This is a genomic window from Janthinobacterium sp. BCJ23 (assembly GCF_059617945.1).
Window position 1 is genome coordinate 547,500 of record NZ_JCAQAW010000003.1, and the last position, 15,132, is coordinate 562,631.

Annotated in this window: 14 protein-coding genes; 6 read left to right on the top strand and 8 right to left on the bottom strand. The window is 62.8% G+C overall.

Going from position 1 to position 15,132, the window contains the following annotated elements:
* Positions 1 to 45: 45 nt before the first annotated feature.
* The 4 genes from preA to aptA form a co-directional block, all read right to left on the bottom strand.
* Positions 46 to 1,326, bottom strand: coding sequence for an NAD-dependent dihydropyrimidine dehydrogenase subunit PreA (preA, locus tag AC54AG_RS14020; protein ID WP_230515737.1), 1,281 nt, complete (start codon positions 1,324 to 1,326; stop codon positions 46 to 48).
* The gene (locus AC54AG_RS14025; RefSeq protein WP_072454243.1) at positions 1,326 to 2,693 is read right to left on the bottom strand and encodes an NAD(P)-dependent oxidoreductase; all 1,368 of its coding nucleotides are present in this window, start codon (positions 2,691 to 2,693) and stop codon (positions 1,326 to 1,328) included. Before AC54AG_RS14025 ends, preA begins: the two co-directional genes overlap by 1 nt.
* A 46-nt stretch (positions 2,694 to 2,739) precedes the next feature.
* Complete coding sequence (locus AC54AG_RS14030) at positions 2,740 to 4,242, bottom strand: CoA-acylating methylmalonate-semialdehyde dehydrogenase (protein WP_496630685.1); 1,503 nt, start codon at positions 4,240 to 4,242, stop codon at positions 2,740 to 2,742.
* 82 nt (positions 4,243 to 4,324) lie between these two features.
* Positions 4,325 to 5,641: an omega-aminotransferase AptA gene (aptA, locus tag AC54AG_RS14035; RefSeq protein WP_139090116.1), complete on the bottom strand. Its 1,317-nt coding sequence runs from the start codon at positions 5,639 to 5,641 to the stop codon at positions 4,325 to 4,327.
* Positions 5,642 to 5,999: 358 nt separating this feature from the next.
* Here aptA and AC54AG_RS14040 point away from each other — a divergent pair, with 358 nt between their 5' ends.
* Together AC54AG_RS14040 and AC54AG_RS14045 are read left to right on the top strand one after the other, a co-directional pair.
* Entirely contained in the window at positions 6,000 to 7,457 is a 1,458-nt protein-coding gene (locus AC54AG_RS14040; RefSeq protein WP_496630686.1) for an aminotransferase-like domain-containing protein, read from the top strand.
* 10 nt (positions 7,458 to 7,467) lie between these two features.
* Entirely contained in the window at positions 7,468 to 8,151 is a 684-nt protein-coding gene (locus tag AC54AG_RS14045; RefSeq protein ID WP_219330077.1) for a TetR/AcrR family transcriptional regulator, read from the top strand.
* 26 nt (positions 8,152 to 8,177) lie between these two features.
* Here AC54AG_RS14045 and AC54AG_RS14050 read toward each other — a convergent pair whose 3' ends face one another.
* On the bottom strand, positions 8,178 to 9,113 hold the full coding sequence (locus AC54AG_RS14050; protein WP_496630687.1) for a choice-of-anchor A family protein: 936 nt from the start codon (positions 9,111 to 9,113) through the stop codon (positions 8,178 to 8,180).
* 310 nt (positions 9,114 to 9,423) lie between these two features.
* On the opposite strand from AC54AG_RS14050, the gene AC54AG_RS14055 reads away from it, so the two are divergent.
* The 4 genes from AC54AG_RS14055 to AC54AG_RS14070 all read left to right on the top strand — a co-directional run bounded on the left by AC54AG_RS14055 (position 9,424) and on the right by AC54AG_RS14070 (position 12,076).
* Positions 9,424 to 9,906 carry a hypothetical protein gene (locus tag AC54AG_RS14055; RefSeq protein WP_489628770.1) on the top strand — a complete coding sequence of 161 codons (483 nt, stop codon included), beginning with the start codon at positions 9,424 to 9,426 and terminating at the stop codon, positions 9,904 to 9,906.
* Positions 9,907 to 10,048: 142 nt separating this feature from the next.
* Positions 10,049 to 10,318, top strand: a complete 270-nt coding sequence (locus tag AC54AG_RS14060; RefSeq protein WP_070303416.1) for a hypothetical protein — start codon at positions 10,049 to 10,051, stop codon at positions 10,316 to 10,318.
* A gap of 160 nt (positions 10,319 to 10,478) precedes the next feature.
* The gene (locus AC54AG_RS14065; protein WP_034754561.1) at positions 10,479 to 10,901 is read left to right on the top strand and encodes a VOC family protein; all 423 of its coding nucleotides are present in this window, start codon (positions 10,479 to 10,481) and stop codon (positions 10,899 to 10,901) included.
* Between the two features lie 11 nt (positions 10,902 to 10,912).
* On the top strand, positions 10,913 to 12,076 hold the full coding sequence (locus AC54AG_RS14070; protein ID WP_496630688.1) for a dipeptidase: 1,164 nt from the start codon (positions 10,913 to 10,915) through the stop codon (positions 12,074 to 12,076).
* Here the strand turns inward: AC54AG_RS14070 and AC54AG_RS14075 are convergent.
* The 3 genes from AC54AG_RS14075 to deoA all read right to left on the bottom strand — a co-directional run bounded on the left by AC54AG_RS14075 (position 12,073) and on the right by deoA (position 15,107).
* Positions 12,073 to 13,290 carry a nucleoside deaminase gene (locus tag AC54AG_RS14075; protein WP_496630714.1) on the bottom strand — a complete coding sequence of 406 codons (1,218 nt, stop codon included), beginning with the start codon at positions 13,288 to 13,290 and terminating at the stop codon, positions 12,073 to 12,075. The genes AC54AG_RS14070 and AC54AG_RS14075 overlap by 4 nt on opposite strands.
* A 4-nt stretch (positions 13,291 to 13,294) precedes the next feature.
* Positions 13,295 to 13,702 carry a cytidine deaminase gene (locus AC54AG_RS14080; RefSeq protein WP_034754695.1) on the bottom strand — a complete coding sequence of 136 codons (408 nt, stop codon included), beginning with the start codon at positions 13,700 to 13,702 and terminating at the stop codon, positions 13,295 to 13,297.
* 82 nt (positions 13,703 to 13,784) lie between these two features.
* On the bottom strand, positions 13,785 to 15,107 hold the full coding sequence (deoA, locus tag AC54AG_RS14085) for a thymidine phosphorylase (RefSeq protein WP_496630689.1): 1,323 nt from the start codon (positions 15,105 to 15,107) through the stop codon (positions 13,785 to 13,787).
* Positions 15,108 to 15,132 lie beyond the last annotated feature (25 nt).

A 15,132-nucleotide genomic window follows, 5' to 3' on the forward strand; every position in this document is an offset into this window, starting at 1 on the left:
AGGCCGGCCGCTGTTTACAAATAAAACGCACGCAATAACCGTGCCCTATGCCGACTCCGCCAATGCCCGAGGGTTGCGCGGATCCTGCGTCCAGTTCATGTACGGCTTGCCTGTTGTCTGCGGCACCATCGTGATGCAGCCCTGCACCGGACAGGTGATTTCGCACAAGTTGCAGCCCACGCATTCATCCTTGATCACCTCATAGGTGCGCGTGCCGGCGGCGTCGATCAGCTGCGCAATCGACTGGTGCGACGTGTCTTCGCAAGCCACGTAGCACTTGCCGCATTTGATGCAGTCGTCCTGGTTGATCTGCGCGATGACCTGGTAATTCATGTCCAGGTATTTCCAGTCCGTCGTGTTGGCCACGGCCTTGCCGGAAAAGTCGCTGATGCGTTCATAACCCTTTTCATCCATCCAGCGCGACAGGCCATCCTTCATCTCTTCGACGATGCGGAAACCATGCAGCATGGCGGCCGTGCACACCTGCACGCAGCCGGCGCCCAGGGCGATGAATTCGGCCGCGTCGCGCCAGTTGCCGATGCCGCCGATGCCGGAAATGGGCAAGCCGCGCGTCTGCGGATCGCGGGCGATTTCCGCCACCATGTTCAGGGCGATCGGTTTGACGGCAGAGCCGCAATAACCGCCGTGCGTGCTGGCGCCGCCCACGATGGGCAGGGCCACCATGCGGTCCAGGTCCAGCGAGGTAATCGAGTTGATGGTGTTGATCAGCGAGACGGCGTCCGCGCCGCCCGCCTTGGCCGCGCGCGCCGGCATGCGCACGTCCGTGATGTTGGGCGTGAGCTTGACGATAACGGGTAATTTGCTGTGCTTTTTGCACCAGGCCGTGACCATCTGCACGTACTCGGGCACCTGGCCCACGGCCGCGCCCATGCCCCGCTCCGGCATGCCGTGCGGGCAGCCGAAATTGAGTTCGATGCCGTCCGCCCCCGTCGCCTCGACCTTGGGCAAGATATCGGCCCAGTAGTGCTCTTCGCAAGGCAGCATCAGCGAGACGATCATGGCGCGGTCGGGCCAGTCCTTCTTCACCTGCGTGATTTCGCGCAGGTTGATCTCCAGCGAGCGGTCGGTGATCAGCTCGATATTGTTGAAGCCGACCACTTCGCGGTTCTTGCCGTACAGGGCGGAATAACGCGACGAGACGTTGACGGCGGCCGGGTCTTCGCCCAGGGTTTTCCACACGACGCCGCCCCACCCTGCTTCGAACGCGCGCACCACGTTGTAGGCCTTGTCGGTCGGCGGTGCGGACGCCAGCCAGAAGGGATTCGGCGCCTTGATGCCGCAAAATTCGATGCTGAGATCAGCCATTATGCAGCCTCCACTTTATTGAACAAATCGGAATGGATGGCCAGTGCGGCCAGCTTGCCATGCTGGACGGCTTGCACCGTCAAGTCCTGCCCCGGCGCCACGCAATCGCCGCCCGCATAGATCCCCGGCAGCACCGTGCGAAAGCCCCCATCGACGGCGATCTTGTCGCCTTCACGTTTCAGCAGCGACGCCATCGGGTCATGCAGCACTTCCGTGTCGAGGCTCTGGCCGATGGCCTTGAAGATGGCGTCGGCCGCCACGTCGAACGTTTCCCCCGTTCCCGCCAGACGCGTGCCCTGCATGGCGGTTTTTTCGAAACGCATGCCGGCCACCTTGCCGCCAGCGTCGAGCAGCACTTGCTGCGGCTGGGCCCACGTCAGCATGCGCACCTGGTTCGCCTTGGCGATTTCCTGTTCATGGTGGGTGGCCGTCATGGCGTCGAAACCGCGCCGGTAGACGAGCGTGACTTCCTCGGCGCCCAAGCGCTGGATCTGCACGGCCATGTCGATGGCCGTATTGCCGGCGCCGATCACAATCGCGCGCTTCGGCACGGGCAGCGCGGCCAGGTCGTCCGCCTGGCGCAGCGCGGCGATGTAATCGACGGCGGCCAGCAAGCCCGGCGCATCCTCTCCCGTCAAGCCCAGCTTGCGGCTGGCGCCCAGGCCCAGTCCCAGGAAGACGGCGTCGTACTGCGCGTGCAAGTCGCGCAGCTGCACGTTCTCGCCCAGCGCCTGGCGACATCGGATCTCGATGCCGCCGATGTCCAGCAGGAAGTCGATTTCCTTTTGCGCGAAATCGTCCGTCAGCTTGTACTTGGCGATGCCGTATTCATTGAGGCCACCTGCCTTGTCTTCCTTTTCAAAGATCACCACGTCGTGGCCCAGCATGGCCAGGCGGTGCGCACACGACAGGCCGGCAGGGCCCGCGCCGACAATGGCAACGGTCTTGCCCGTGGCGGCCGCCCGCTTGAAAGGGTGCTGTGCAAAATGCATGTGGTCGACGGCGTAGCGCTGCAAGAGGCCGATCTTGACGGGCTGGCCTTCCGCGTCGTGGTTGCGCACGCAGACGTCTTCGCAGAGGATTTCCGTCGGACAGACCCTGGCGCAGCTGCCGCCCAGGATGTTCTGTTTCAGGATGCCGGCGGCGGCGCCGTTGATGTTCTTGTCGTGGATATTGCGGATGAAGCTGGCCACGTCGATTTCCGACGGGCAGATACGGCTGCACGGCGCATCGTAGCAATACAGGCAACGGGCGCTTTCGATGGCCGCCTGGCGCGCCGTGAGCGGTGGCGCCAGGTCCGTGAAATGGCCCGCCAGTTCTTCATTGGGCAGGGCGGGATGGGGCAAATAGTTCAAAGACTCGATCATCGCGTATTCCTCTTGTTATGTGCGGCCGGCTTGTGATTTGAAACCCTTACTTCATCTGGGGAAAAGCAAATTCCACACCAGCGCTTGCCGTGTTCGGCCAGCGCTGCATCACGGCCTTGTGGCGCGTGTAGAAGCGCACGCCTTCGGGCCCATACGCGTGATGGTCGCCGAACATGCTGCGCTTCCAGCCGCCGAAACTGTTGAAGGCCATCGGCACGGGCAAGGGGATATTGACGCCCACCATGCCGACCTGGATCTGGCGCACGAATTCGCGCGCCACGCCGCCATCGCGCGTGTAGATGGCTACGCCGTTGCCATACTCGTTGGCGTTGATCAGTTCCACCGCATGCACCACGTCAGGACACCGGAGCACGCACAACACGGGGCCGAAAATCTCTTCCTTGTAGATGCTCATGTCGCGCGTCACGTGGTCAAATAAAGTACCGCCGACAAAGAAGCCGTTCTCGCGGCCCGGCACCACGTGGTTGCGGCCATCGACGACGAGAGTTGCCCCCTGTTCCACGCCCGAGGCGATGAGTTTTTCGATGCGCTGCTTGGCGGCCAGGGACACGACGGGACCCATTTCCGCACCATCTTCCATACCGTCGCGCACTTTCAGTGCGGCCGTGCGCGTTGCCAGTGCATCGATCAATTTGTCGCCCGCGTCGCCCACGGCCACCACCACGGATATGGCCATGCAGCGCTCGCCCGCCGAACCGTAGGCCGCGCCGATCAGCGCATCGACCGTCATGTCCATGTCCGCGTCGGGCATCACCACCATGTGATTCTTCGCGCCGCCCAACGCTTGTACGCGCTTGCCGCTGGCGCTGCCGCGCGCATAGATGTATTCGGCGATTGGCGTGGAGCCGACAAAGCTGATCGCTTGCACGACAGGGTGATCAAGCAGGGCGTCGACCGTCACTTTATCTCCCTGTACCACGTTGAAGACGCCGTCGGGCAAGCCCGCATCCTTGAGCAGTTTCGCGTGCAGCAGGGACGCCGACGGATCGCGCTCGGACGGTTTCAAGACGAAGGTATTGCCGCAGGCGATGGCGACGGGGAACATCCACATCGGCACCATCACGGGGAAATTGAATGGCGTGATGCCGGCCACCACGCCGAGTGCCTGGCGCATAGACCAGGCGTCGATGCCGCGCGAAATCTGGTCCGTGAATTCGCCTTTCAGCAGTTGCGGAATACCGACGGCAAACTCCACCATCTCGATGCCGCGCGCCACCTCACCCTGCGCATCGGCAAAGGTCTTGCCATGCTCGCGCGTGAGCATGGCGGCAAATTCGTCCGTATGCTGCTGGCACAGCTGCAGATAGCGGAACAGCACACGCGCACGCGTCAATGGCGGCGTGGCCGACCACGAGGGAAAGGCGGCGGCGGCCGCCTGCACTGCCGCGTCGACGTCTTCCACAGTGCCCAGCGCTACCCTGGCCACGGGTTCGCCCAGGGCGGGGTTGTAGACGTCGCCATAGCGGCCACTTTGGGTGTCGACTTTGGCGCCGTTGATGTAATGGGTAATGGTATCGAGATCGTTCATGGTGTTCCTTTTTAACCCCAAGAGCAGAGGCCGGGGTCAGACCCGGCGGGTCTGACCCCGGATGTTGTTTTGTGTTTGCCGTTCAATCGAGATTTTTGAGTACCTTGGCCAGCTTGCCAAACAACTCGTCGACATGCTGTTTTTCCAGCACCAGCGGCGGCGACAGGGCGATGATGTCGCCCGTCGTGCGTATCAGCACGCCGTCGGCGAAGGCCTGCTTGAAGGCGTTGAAGGCGCGCGTGCCGGGTTTGCCGGCGATGGGATCAAGTTCGATGCCGGCGATCAGGCCGATGCTGCGCAAGTCGATCACGTGCGGCAGGCCTTTCAGGGAATGCACGGCGTCGCTCCAATACGCCTGCATCGCTTTAGCGTGACCGAGGATGTCCTGTTCCTCGAACACTTGCAGGGTCGCCAGCGAGGCCGCGCAGGCCAGCGGGTGGCCGGAATACGTGTAGCCGTGGAATAGTTCGATGCCGGCTGGCGCATCCATGAAGGCGTCGTGGATATACTTTTTGCTGAACACGGCGCCCATCGGCACCATGCCGTTGGTCAGGCCCTTGGCCGTCGTCATCAGGTCCGGCTCGACGTCGAAATAATCAGCCGCGAACGGCGTCGTCATGCGGCCGAAGCCCGTGATCACTTCATCGAAAATCAAGAGGATGCCGTGCTTGGTGCACAGTTCGCGCAAGCGTTTCAGATAGCCTTTCGGCGGGATCAGCACGCCCGTGGAGCCGGCCACCGGTTCGACGATGACGGCGGCAATCGTCGAGGCGTCGTGCAGGGCGACGATGCGTTCCAGTTCATCGGCCAGGTGGGTGCCGTATTCGGGCTCGCCCACCGTGTAGGCATTCTTGTCCAGGTTATGCGTGTGCGGCAGGTGGTCCACGCCGGGCAGCAGGGGGCCGAAGGTCTTGCGGTTGCCGCCGATGCCGCCCACGGAAATGCCGCCGAAACCCACGCCGTGATAGCCGCGTTCGCGGCCGATCAATCGGGTGCGTGCACCCTCGCCGCGCGCCCTGTGGTAGGCCAGCGCGATCTTCAAGGCCGTGTCGACGGCTTCGGAACCGGAGTTGGTGTAGAAGACGTGGCCGAATTTATGCCCCGTGTAGTCCATCAGTTTTTCCGCCAGCTCGAAGGCAGCCGGATGGCCCATCTGGAAGGTGGGGGCGAAGTCGAGCTGGCCCACCATCTCGCGGATGGCGCCGACGATTTTTGGCTGCGCATGGCCGCACGGCACGCACCACAGGCCGGCCGTGCCATCGAGGATGGCGTTGCCATCGACGTCCTTGTAGTACATGCCTTCGGCCGACACGAGCAGGCGCGGGTTGGCCTTGAAATCACGGTTATTCGTAAACGGCATCCAGAATGCCGACATCGATTCCGGCCTTGTTTCATTCATGACCTTCTCCTTGGGATGGGCTGGCGCGGGGCCAGGATCGTTTTTGACGATGCGTAAAATAATTTACCAGTTGGCAAAAAGCTGATGTAATAATAGACAGGCCATCCCCAATGGCACAGATACACAAACGGCAAAGTATCCCAACCGTACAGGTCGGAAAACCACTACAGTTTTTGTGTTAAGTAATCTCCGGGAAATTATTCTGAATTTATGACAAACAGAACCGGATGCTATGCAAGGCGCCTGTTGCGACGCAGTGTAAGCACTGCTAGCAGCAGGCAACGCTGCAGAACGCCGGTTATGGAAGTCAGAAATCACAAGAATTTATTGGGGGTTACTTGAGCAGAAAGGAGCCACCGTGAAGCACAGCGACAGCACAGACGATGCCCCCGAGCAAGCCAGTGGCTGGCCCGTGCTGGACATCGACCGCCAGAAGAAGGGCGGCCTCGTCGAGCAGATCGTCATCGCCATCAGCGTCATGGTGGGCAGCCGCGCCCTGCGCATCGGCACGCGCATGCCGTCCGTGCGCCAGTTCGCCCGCTGCAATGGCGTGTCGACGTTTACCGTCGTCGAATCGTACGACCGCCTGGTCAACCTCGGCTTGCTGTCGTCGCGGCGCGGCTCCGGCTATTTCGTCGCGCGCCACGATATCGCCGCGACGCCACAGAGCACCGTACACGCGAGTCCCACCGCCATCGACGCCCTCACGCCCGATCTGTATTCGGGCGTGTCCGACGCCCTGCCCGTGGGCGCGGGCTGGCTGCCGCCCGAGATGTATGGCGAGGCGACCGTGCTCGATGCCGTGCGCCAGGCCATGCGCATTCCCGCCAGCCGATTGCGCGGCTATGGCCACCCGCTCGGTTTTCCCTCGCTGCGCCAGCACCTGGCCAGCAGCCTGTCGGAAGAGCTGTTCCAGGTGGAACCGGACCAGGTCTTGCTGACGCATGGCGCCACGCATGCCTTCGATCTGATCCTGCGCAGCCTGACCAAGCCGGGCGACACGGTGCTGGTGGAAGACCCCGGCTACAGCAATCTGCAGTCGCTGATCCGCCACCACGGCTGCATCCCCGTGGGCATTGCACGCGGCGAGGCGGGCCTCGACCTCGATGCGCTGGCCAGCGAAGCCGCGCGCACGCAGCCCAAGCTGATGTTCGTCAACACGGTGCTGCAAAATCCGCTGGGCACTTCGCTCAGCCAGGCGCAGACGCACCGCCTGCTGGCACTGGCCGAGCAATTCGATTTCTGGCTGGTGGAAGACGATATCTACCGCGAGCTGGCGGCGCGCGGCGAAGCGTCGCTGGCGGCCATGGACGGCTTGCGCCGCGTGATCCGCGTGGGCAGTTTTTCCAAGACCCTGTCGCCCGTGCTGCGCGTGGGGTCGATTTGCGCCTCGCCGTCGCTGGTGGCGGAACTGGTGCGCGTGAAGATGCTGGCGGGGTTGACGACGTCGGAAATCAACGAGCGCGCCGTCTACCATGCCATCTCCGCGCGGCCCTACAAGCGCATGGTGGAGCGGCTGGTGGCGCAGCTCGATGCGGCCCGCGAGCGCAGCATCGACTGCCTGGCACAGGCGGGCATGGCGCCCGTGGCGCGTCCGCGCGGCGGCATGTTCGTCAGCGCCGGCTGGCCCGACGTGCAGACGCCGGAATGGAATGGCAAGATCATCGCCGACATGGCCTTGAAGGCGGGCATCCTGCTGTCGCCGAACGAATTTTTCATGCTGCGCGCGCCCGAGACGGTGTGGTTCCGCTTCAACGTGGCCTACACCGATACCCCCGTGCTGCAGGCATTCCTGCAATCGATCCGCCCACGCTAAAGAAACCGCCATGGCCAGCGACAAATCCCCTGCCCTTCTCGTGAAAAATGCCGGCGGCCGGCGCCTGCAAAACCGCGACCGCCTGGAAGCGGACATCCTCGAGCAAGCCGTGCGCGCGTTTGCGGAAAGCGGCTATGAAGGCGCGTCGATCGCCACGATCGCCGAGCGGGCCGGCCTGTCGAAGCAAAACCTCATGTATTACTTCCCGTCCAAGCAGCTGCTGTACCAGCGCGTGCTCGACGACGTGCTCGACGACTGGCTGGCGCGCATGGACATGCTGGCCAATGCACACGACGAGCCGCGCGACGTGCTGCGCGCGTATATCGGCGCCAAGCTGCGTTTTTCGCGCGAACAGCCATGGGCTTCGCGCGTGTATGCACTGGAAGTGATCAATGGCGCCCCGCTGTACGGCGCGCAGATACGCGACCGGGTCGTGCCCCTGCTGCGCAAGGATATCGCCGTCTTTGAAGCGTGGATCGCGGCCGGCAGGATCGCGCCCGTCAACGCCACGCACCTGATGTTCGCCATCTGGGCCATGACGCAATCGTATGCGGATTTTTCGGCGCAGATGGCCCTGGTGCTGGAACGCAGGCAGCTCACGCGCAAGGATTACGAGGATGCGGAAATCCTGATCGCGCACATGGTGCTGGCGGCCGTGTCCATGCCGCCGGCAGGCGAAAAAAAACCGCCTTGAAGGCGGTTTCCCGAACAGCGCGAACGTTACGCTGCCGTCTTGCTCTTGCGGCGGCGCGCCATGAAGCCAACCAGGCCCAGGCCTGCCAGCAGCATCGCATAGGTTTCCGGTTCCGGCACGGCCGAGACATAACCGGCCACGTTGGTGGCGTTGAAAGAGTGGCTGGCGTTGACCTGGATGTTCGAAGCCCAGTTACCCACGACCACGTCGCCGTTGATCTGGCCGTTACCACCGGCCATGGTCGCCAGCGGCGCCAGGACGCTGCCGTACAGGCCCACGCCGTTCAGGGTGATCGTCTGCGCTTCATAGAAGTTGTACAGCACATTGTATTTGCTGAAATCGCCGTAGCCGCCGGACAGGTTCACGTTCGTGCCGCTGATATTGAGGATCAGGGTGTCGTTCGTGTGCAGATTGCTGAACTTGAAGTTGTTCACCGAGCCCAGCGCCGCGGAAGTCAGGTCGAACACTTGCACGCCGCCCGTGCCGCCCTTCAGGGTCATGCCGCCGTAGGCCACGGAGCTGCTTCCCGTGGATGCCACGTTCGCCAGTGAGGCCGAAGTATTTTTCAGCTGGGTCGAGGTTGAGGCAAACGATACGGGTGACGCCGTCGTCTTGGTCGCCGTGTTCAGGCCCACGCTGCTCGTCGTCGTGCTGCCGCCCACAAAGTAATTGCCGTTCTTGATAGAACCGGAGCTGTAGTTCAGGTTGCCGCCAACGACCAGCGCATAGCCGGTATTACCGTGCGTGACGTAGGCGTCCTTGTTCTTGTCATTGACGGAATAGTTCGATGCCGTCAGATTGCCGGCCACCAGCACGCCGCCTTCGACATCGCTGCCGGACGCGCTGAAGTTGCTCAGGGAATATAAATTAGCGCCACCGATGCCCAAATCGACAACACCGGCTTGCGCGGCGCTGGCGGCAAACACGGTCGACAGAACGAGTACGAATGATGATTTAGGCATGATTGACATTTTATTTCCAAAAAGAAAATTAACTTGACGCCAGAATATCATATCCATTGACTTTGATATGTCGCAAACCAACAACTTTTGTAACAATAATGCAAACACAGTTGCACAATGAGAATCATTTTCCTATCGCCGCCCGGAGAACGCGTTAGCCGTCCCGATGACGCTTTGAACAGACGGGTAAACAGCCGCCTGTTCTGCACTTTCAATATTGCTTAGAAGCGCAGCCAACTTGGTGATACGATCGCGGCAGCGCCAGACCAGGCCGGTCCACAGAGTATGAAATCATAAGGATGAAGCACGCATGAAACGATTGTCCCTAGGCGCACTGATGCTGGCATATGCCTGCGGCGCGCAAGCCGATGTTTTTAACATGATCGACAACCAGCCGCTCAGCGAAACCTGGCTCAACGCGGGCTTTTATTCGTATCACTTTCAACGCGACAAGAACCTGAACGACAGCAATCCGGGCCTCGGCGCCGAATACCGCTTTTCCACGGTCGCCTCGGTCACAGCTGGCCGCTTCTACAATAGCGACCGCGCCTACTCGAATTACCTGGGCGTGTACTACCAGCCAATCAAGGTGGGCCCGCTGCGCATCGGCGCCGTCGTTGGCGGCTTCAGCGGTTATCCGAAGATGCGCGATGGCGGCTGGTTCCCGGCCCTCGTCCCCACCATCAGCTATGAATACCAGCGCGTGGGCGTGAATATCGCCATCGTGCCGTCCTACAAGGACCGCCTGTATGGCGCGCTCAGTTTCCAGCTGAAACTCAAGGTGTTCGACTAACCGCTTGTCCCGTTTTGTCGCCGTTCGCTCCGCCATTCCTGCCATTCGTCGCATACGCGATGCTCGGCAGCAAGGTTTTGCCTATAGTGGATTCATTGCCAGCATGCATACGGCAGCGGCACCCACACGACAGGAGAACGGCATGAAAGACATCAATTCGGCACCGGGCAGCACTTCCTTCAGCGCTTTCTGGAACGAGCTGTGCGCTTACACGCGCCAGGGCATGGCAGCCTTGCGCGCCATGCCCTGGCCCATGCTGCTGGTATGCTGCCTGGGCCTGGCGTTCCTGATCACCATCTTGCCGCTGGCCATCATGCTGTTTGCCCTCGTCATGCTGCTGAAATGGGCAAGCAACAGCGACGATGCCGGCGCAGACGAAAAAGTGCCTGGCTCGCAGCAGTCGCCGCAATAAAAATTTGTGTCATGGCAAGAGTGCAATGATGGTTCTATGGCACTATGGATGGGCGCAGCACTGACGGGCGTCAAGCCCATCCCCATGGATGGCAGGGATATGGAACGCCACGCAGGATCCATGATCGAAGCTACTCCCCCACAGCCATAGGAGTTTTCTGATGACCACGACAGCAAAAGCGACAGCAGCGACGACCATTCCCTGCCTGCGCTACCGCGACGCGCCCGCCGCCATCGAATGGCTGTGCAAGGCGCTCGGCTTTGAAAAACAATTGATCGTGCCTGACGGCAACGGTGGCGTCGCCCATGCGCAACTGAGCTTTGGCAATGGCATGGTCATGGTGGCGCCCGCCATCGACAGCGACTATGGCCGCCTGATGAAACTGCCCGGCGACATCGGCGGCGCCAACACGCAAAGCTGCTACCTGGTCGTCAGCGATGCCGACGCCGTCTACCGCAGCGCGCGCGAAGCGGGCGCCGAAATCGTGCTCGACATCAAGGATGAAGATTACGGCGGACGGGGCTTTACCTGCCGCGACCCGGAAGGCCACATCTGGAGCCTGGGCACCTACGATCCATGGTAAAACGGAGAACAATGATTATCAGTAGCCTCACCGCCGCCAGCCTTGCGCTGATCGGCGGTTTCCTGTCCGCTCCCGTCCTCGTCGACGAACATCTCAACCGCGTCCATCCCCCGTCCGGCAAGGCGCCATCGGAAGCCACTACGGCCCTGCACCAGAGCCTGTGGATCGCCGACCTGCACGCCGACAGCCTGCTGTGGCAACGCAATCTGAACCGCGACAGCCAGCGCGGGCATGTCGACTTCCCCCGCCTGCAGCGGGCCAACGTGGCGCTGCAAGCGTTTTCCGTCGTTACCAAGACGCCGCGCAAGATGAATATCGAACGCAATGGCAGCGACACGGACAACATCACGGCGCTCGTGGTGGCGCAAGGCTTGCCGCCCGCCACCTGGAACAGCCTGCTGGCGCGCGCCACTTACCAGGCCGATGAGCTGCGCCAGCAAGCGGCCAAGAGCGATGGCAAGGTCCGGGTCATCGGCAGCCGCGCCCAGCTGCGCAGCTTCATCGCCGCACGCGAAAAAGACCCCGCCCTGCTGGCCGGCTGGCTGACGCTGGAAGGTGCGCATGCGCTGGAAGGCAAGCTGGATAATCTGGACACCCTGTACCGGGCCGGCTACCGCATGGCCGCGCCCACGCATTTCTTCGATACGGAACTGTCCGGCTCCCAGCATGGTTTGAAGAAAGACGGCCTGACGCCGCTGGGCAAGCAATGGCTGCGCGCCATGGAGCAGCGCAAGATGATCGTCGACCTGGCGCACGCCTCGCCGGCCACCATCGACGACGTGTTGACGATGGCGAAACGCCCCGTGATGGTGTCGCACACGGGCGTGCGCGGCACTTGCGCCAACGGCCGCAACCTCAGCGACGCACAGTTGAAACGCATCGCCGCCCAGGGTGGCCTGGTGGGTATCGGCTTCTGGAATACGGCCGTCTGCGGCAAGGACGTGGCGTCCATCGCGCGCGCCATCAAGTACACGGTCAAACTGATCGGCGCCGAACACGTGGCCTATGGCTCGGACTTCGACGGCGCCGTCACCACGGCCATCGATGCGGCCGGCTTGCCGCGCTTGACGCAGGCGCTGCTCGACGCTGGCCTGTCGGAAGCGCAGATCCGCCGCATCGCCGGTGAAAACGTGCGCGACTTCTTGCTAAAAAACCTGCCGGACGATGACACCTAGGCCAGTGCGCTGATCAAGTCCTCGCTCGCCACCTGGCGCGGCCGGATGCGTATCAGCTTGCGGTACAGCGGCGGCATCGACTCGCACAGCGCCAGCAGCGCGTCCTCCCCCATGGCCGGGCGCACGTACTGGAACTGCGCGGGATTATTCTCCGGCAGCGCCCCTTCCATGGTGGAGCCGTAGGCGCCCAGGGTCATGAAACTGGCGGCGCCGTCGTCCGGGCCGATGGCCAGCACGAAGGTGCCGTGCTTGGAGTGGCCCAGGTAGCTCTTGATTTCTTCCTGCAACGCAGGATCCGCGCTTGCCATCAATTCGAAGCGCAGCTGCGCGTACTGGCGCGTGCATTCCATGAACGGCGTGCGGATGACCGACTGGTTCAACTTGCCCGGCATGCACAGCAGCAGGTTGCCGAAGGAGTCGAGCAAGGCGGCAGCGTCGCCCTGTCCGCCATCGTGCACGTCCTGCTCCATGGCCGCCTGCAGAAATGGCGCCAGACCCGCATCGGGCGCATGCGGCTCGCAGCGGTAAGTCAGGGCGTCAGGATAGCGGCGGCGCAAGGCGCGCACCACGGCATGCTCGGACGGCAAGGTGGCCGGATCGCGCAGATGCACGTCGTCGCCCGCGTTCAGCAACTGCATCACCTGCGCCGATGTCGACTCGAACACGAGCGAGCACAGTGCCTGCGTCGCCTCGTGGATGCTCTTGCCGATGAAAAAAGATTTGGGCGCGGCGCCGGACGGCAGCCGCGCATACTCGGTGGCGCCGCGCACGGCCGGATAGCAAAAGCTGCGTCCCGCCTGCCCCCGCAGCGGCGCCGGCAAGGCCGTGAACGTGGCGCTGCCATCGTAATTGATGCCCGCCTTGACGTCGGGCGCGGCCACCACCACGTTGAAACCGGCCGCCAGAATCGCCCCCGTGCACATGCAGCACGGGTCGAGCGAGGTGACGATGGTCAGTTCCCCCGGCGGCGGCAAGGGCACGTCCTTGGCCCGCTCGGCGAAGTACCAGTCCACCAGCTGGCGCTCGCCATGCGCGGTGGGGTCGAAGACCAGCCCCTGGCGCACGACGTTGTTGTGCATCGATTGCAGCACGTTGCCGGCGCCATCGAGCAGCACGCCTCCCACGCCGAACGTGCCCTGCGTCTTCGCTGCCATGGCTTCGGCCGCGGCAATCGCCACGGCGGCCTGGATGTCTATCGTCTTGTTCAAGCGGATCCTGTTACTTCATGTCCAGGTCGGAATTGCCGAAGCCGTGCGGCAGCAGCCAGCCGGCCGTCACTTCCATGACATCGTTTTTCAGGTTCGTCAGGATCACCGGCAAGTCGGCGCCGCCCATCTCGAAGATCACCTGGCGGCAGGCGCCGCACGGCGAGATCGGTTCAGCCGTGTCGCCCGTGACGGCCAGTTTGGCAAAGTCGCCCGGCTTGCAGCCATGCGCGATGGCGCTGAAAAACGCCGTGCGCTCGGCGCAGTTGCACAGGCCATAGGCGGCGTTTTCCACGTTACAGCCACGGAAGACGCGGCCATCCTTGCACAGCAGTGCCGCGCCCACTTTAAAGCGCGAGTATGGCGCGTAGGCCAGTTCACGGCCGGCATTGGCTTCGGCGATCAGTTCTTGGTTGTTCATTTGCTTATCTATCTGTAAAACCCGCGAAAGGCCGGGGTCAGACCCTCAGGGTCTGACCCCAGATTTTGCCTCTAGGGTTAAGTTATGGTCGAATGGTACGGTAAATCACGGGATTGCCCGTCAACGCCACTGCGCTGATGGCATACGCTTCCTGGATTTCCCTGACGGCTAGCTGCGCCGCCGCTTCCGTGCGCGCGTGCACCATGGCCAGCGGCTGGCCCACGGCCACTTGCTCACCCAGGCCCACGAGGTCAGTCAGGCCGACGGCGAAATCGATGCTGTCCGTCGGACGGCGGCGGCCACCACCGAGGGCCACGACGGCCAGGCCGATGGCGCGGCAATCGCGCACGTTGGCAAAGCCGGCCGACAGCGCCGGTGCCGGCACGATGAACGGCGCCTGTTCCAGGTGCTTGTCCGGATGTTCGACCAGATCGGCCGGGCCGCCCAGGGCCGACACCATGCGCGCGAAGCGCTCGGCCACCTCGCCCGAATCGAGTGCCGCCATCAGTTTCACGCGCGCTTCTTCTTCGGTGGCGGCTAGGCCGCCCAGCACCAGCATCTCGGCGCACAGCGCCAGGGTCACTTCATGCAGGCGCGCGGGACGCGAACGGCCCGTCAGGTAATCCATGGCGCCGCGCACTTCCAGCGCATTGCCCGCGTAAGGCGCCAGTGACTCGTTCATGTCCGTCAGAATGGCCGACGTCTGCATGCCCGCGCCATTGCCGACGGCGACAATGCTTTCGGCCAGCTCCACCGACTTGTCGTACGTCGGCATGAAGGCGCCCGAACCCACTTTCACGTCCATCACCAGCGCGTCCAGCCCGGCCGAGAGTTTCTTCGACAGGATGGAGCCGGTGATCATGGCCACCGATTCCACCGTGGCGGTGACGTCGCGGATGCTGTAGAAGCGTTTGTCGGCCGGCGCCAGCTGCGCCGTCTGGCCGATGATGGCCACGCCGATATCCTGCACCACCTTGCGGAACAATGCATTGTCCGGCACCGTGCAATAGCCTGGAATGGCGTCGAACTTGTCGAGCGTGCCGCCCGTGTGGCCCAGGCCGCGGCCCGAGATCATCGGCACGTAGCCGCCGCACGCGGCGACCATGGGGCCCAGCAGCAGCGAGACCACATCGCCCACGCCGCCCGTCGAATGCTTGTCGACGATGGGGCCAGGCAGGTTCAGCGAGCGCCAGTCCAGCACATGGCCGGAATCGCGCATGGCCAGGGTGAACGCCACGCGCTCGTCCATGTTCATGTCGTTGAAATAGACGGCCATGCCCAGCGCCGCGATCTGCCCTTCGCTGACGCTGCCGTCAGTAATGCCACGCACGAAAAACTGGATTTCCTCGGCGCTCAATACGCCCTTGTCGCGCTTCTTGCGAATGATTTCCTGAGTTAGAAACATGATAGCTCCCGATGTCCTATTCAAA

Bases quoted from the DNA above. Each gene is read 5' to 3' on its own strand.
- AC54AG_RS14045 (WP_219330077.1), top strand. From the start codon at position 7,468: ATGGCCAGCGACAAATCCCCTGCCCTTCTCGTGAAAAATGCCGGCGGC.
- AC54AG_RS14050 (WP_496630687.1), bottom strand. From the start codon at position 9,113: ATGCCTAAATCATCATTCGTACTCGTTCTGTCGACCGTGTTTGCCGCC.
- aptA (WP_139090116.1), bottom strand. From the start codon at position 5,641: ATGAATGAAACAAGGCCGGAATCGATGTCGGCATTCTGGATGCCGTTT.
- AC54AG_RS14060 (WP_070303416.1), top strand. From the start codon at position 10,049: ATGAAAGACATCAATTCGGCACCGGGCAGCACTTCCTTCAGCGCTTTC.
- deoA (WP_496630689.1), bottom strand. From the start codon at position 15,107: ATGTTTCTAACTCAGGAAATCATTCGCAAGAAGCGCGACAAGGGCGTA.
- AC54AG_RS14080 (WP_034754695.1), bottom strand. From the start codon at position 13,702: ATGAACAACCAAGAACTGATCGCCGAAGCCAATGCCGGCCGTGAACTG.
- AC54AG_RS14055 (WP_489628770.1), top strand. From the start codon at position 9,424: ATGAAACGATTGTCCCTAGGCGCACTGATGCTGGCATATGCCTGCGGC.
- preA (WP_230515737.1), bottom strand. From the start codon at position 1,326: ATGGCTGATCTCAGCATCGAATTTTGCGGCATCAAGGCGCCGAATCCC.
- AC54AG_RS14025 (WP_072454243.1), bottom strand. From the start codon at position 2,693: ATGATCGAGTCTTTGAACTATTTGCCCCATCCCGCCCTGCCCAATGAA.
- AC54AG_RS14030 (WP_496630685.1), bottom strand. From the start codon at position 4,242: ATGAACGATCTCGATACCATTACCCATTACATCAACGGCGCCAAAGTC.
- AC54AG_RS14070 (WP_496630688.1), top strand. From the start codon at position 10,913: ATGATTATCAGTAGCCTCACCGCCGCCAGCCTTGCGCTGATCGGCGGT.
- AC54AG_RS14065 (WP_034754561.1), top strand. From the start codon at position 10,479: ATGACCACGACAGCAAAAGCGACAGCAGCGACGACCATTCCCTGCCTG.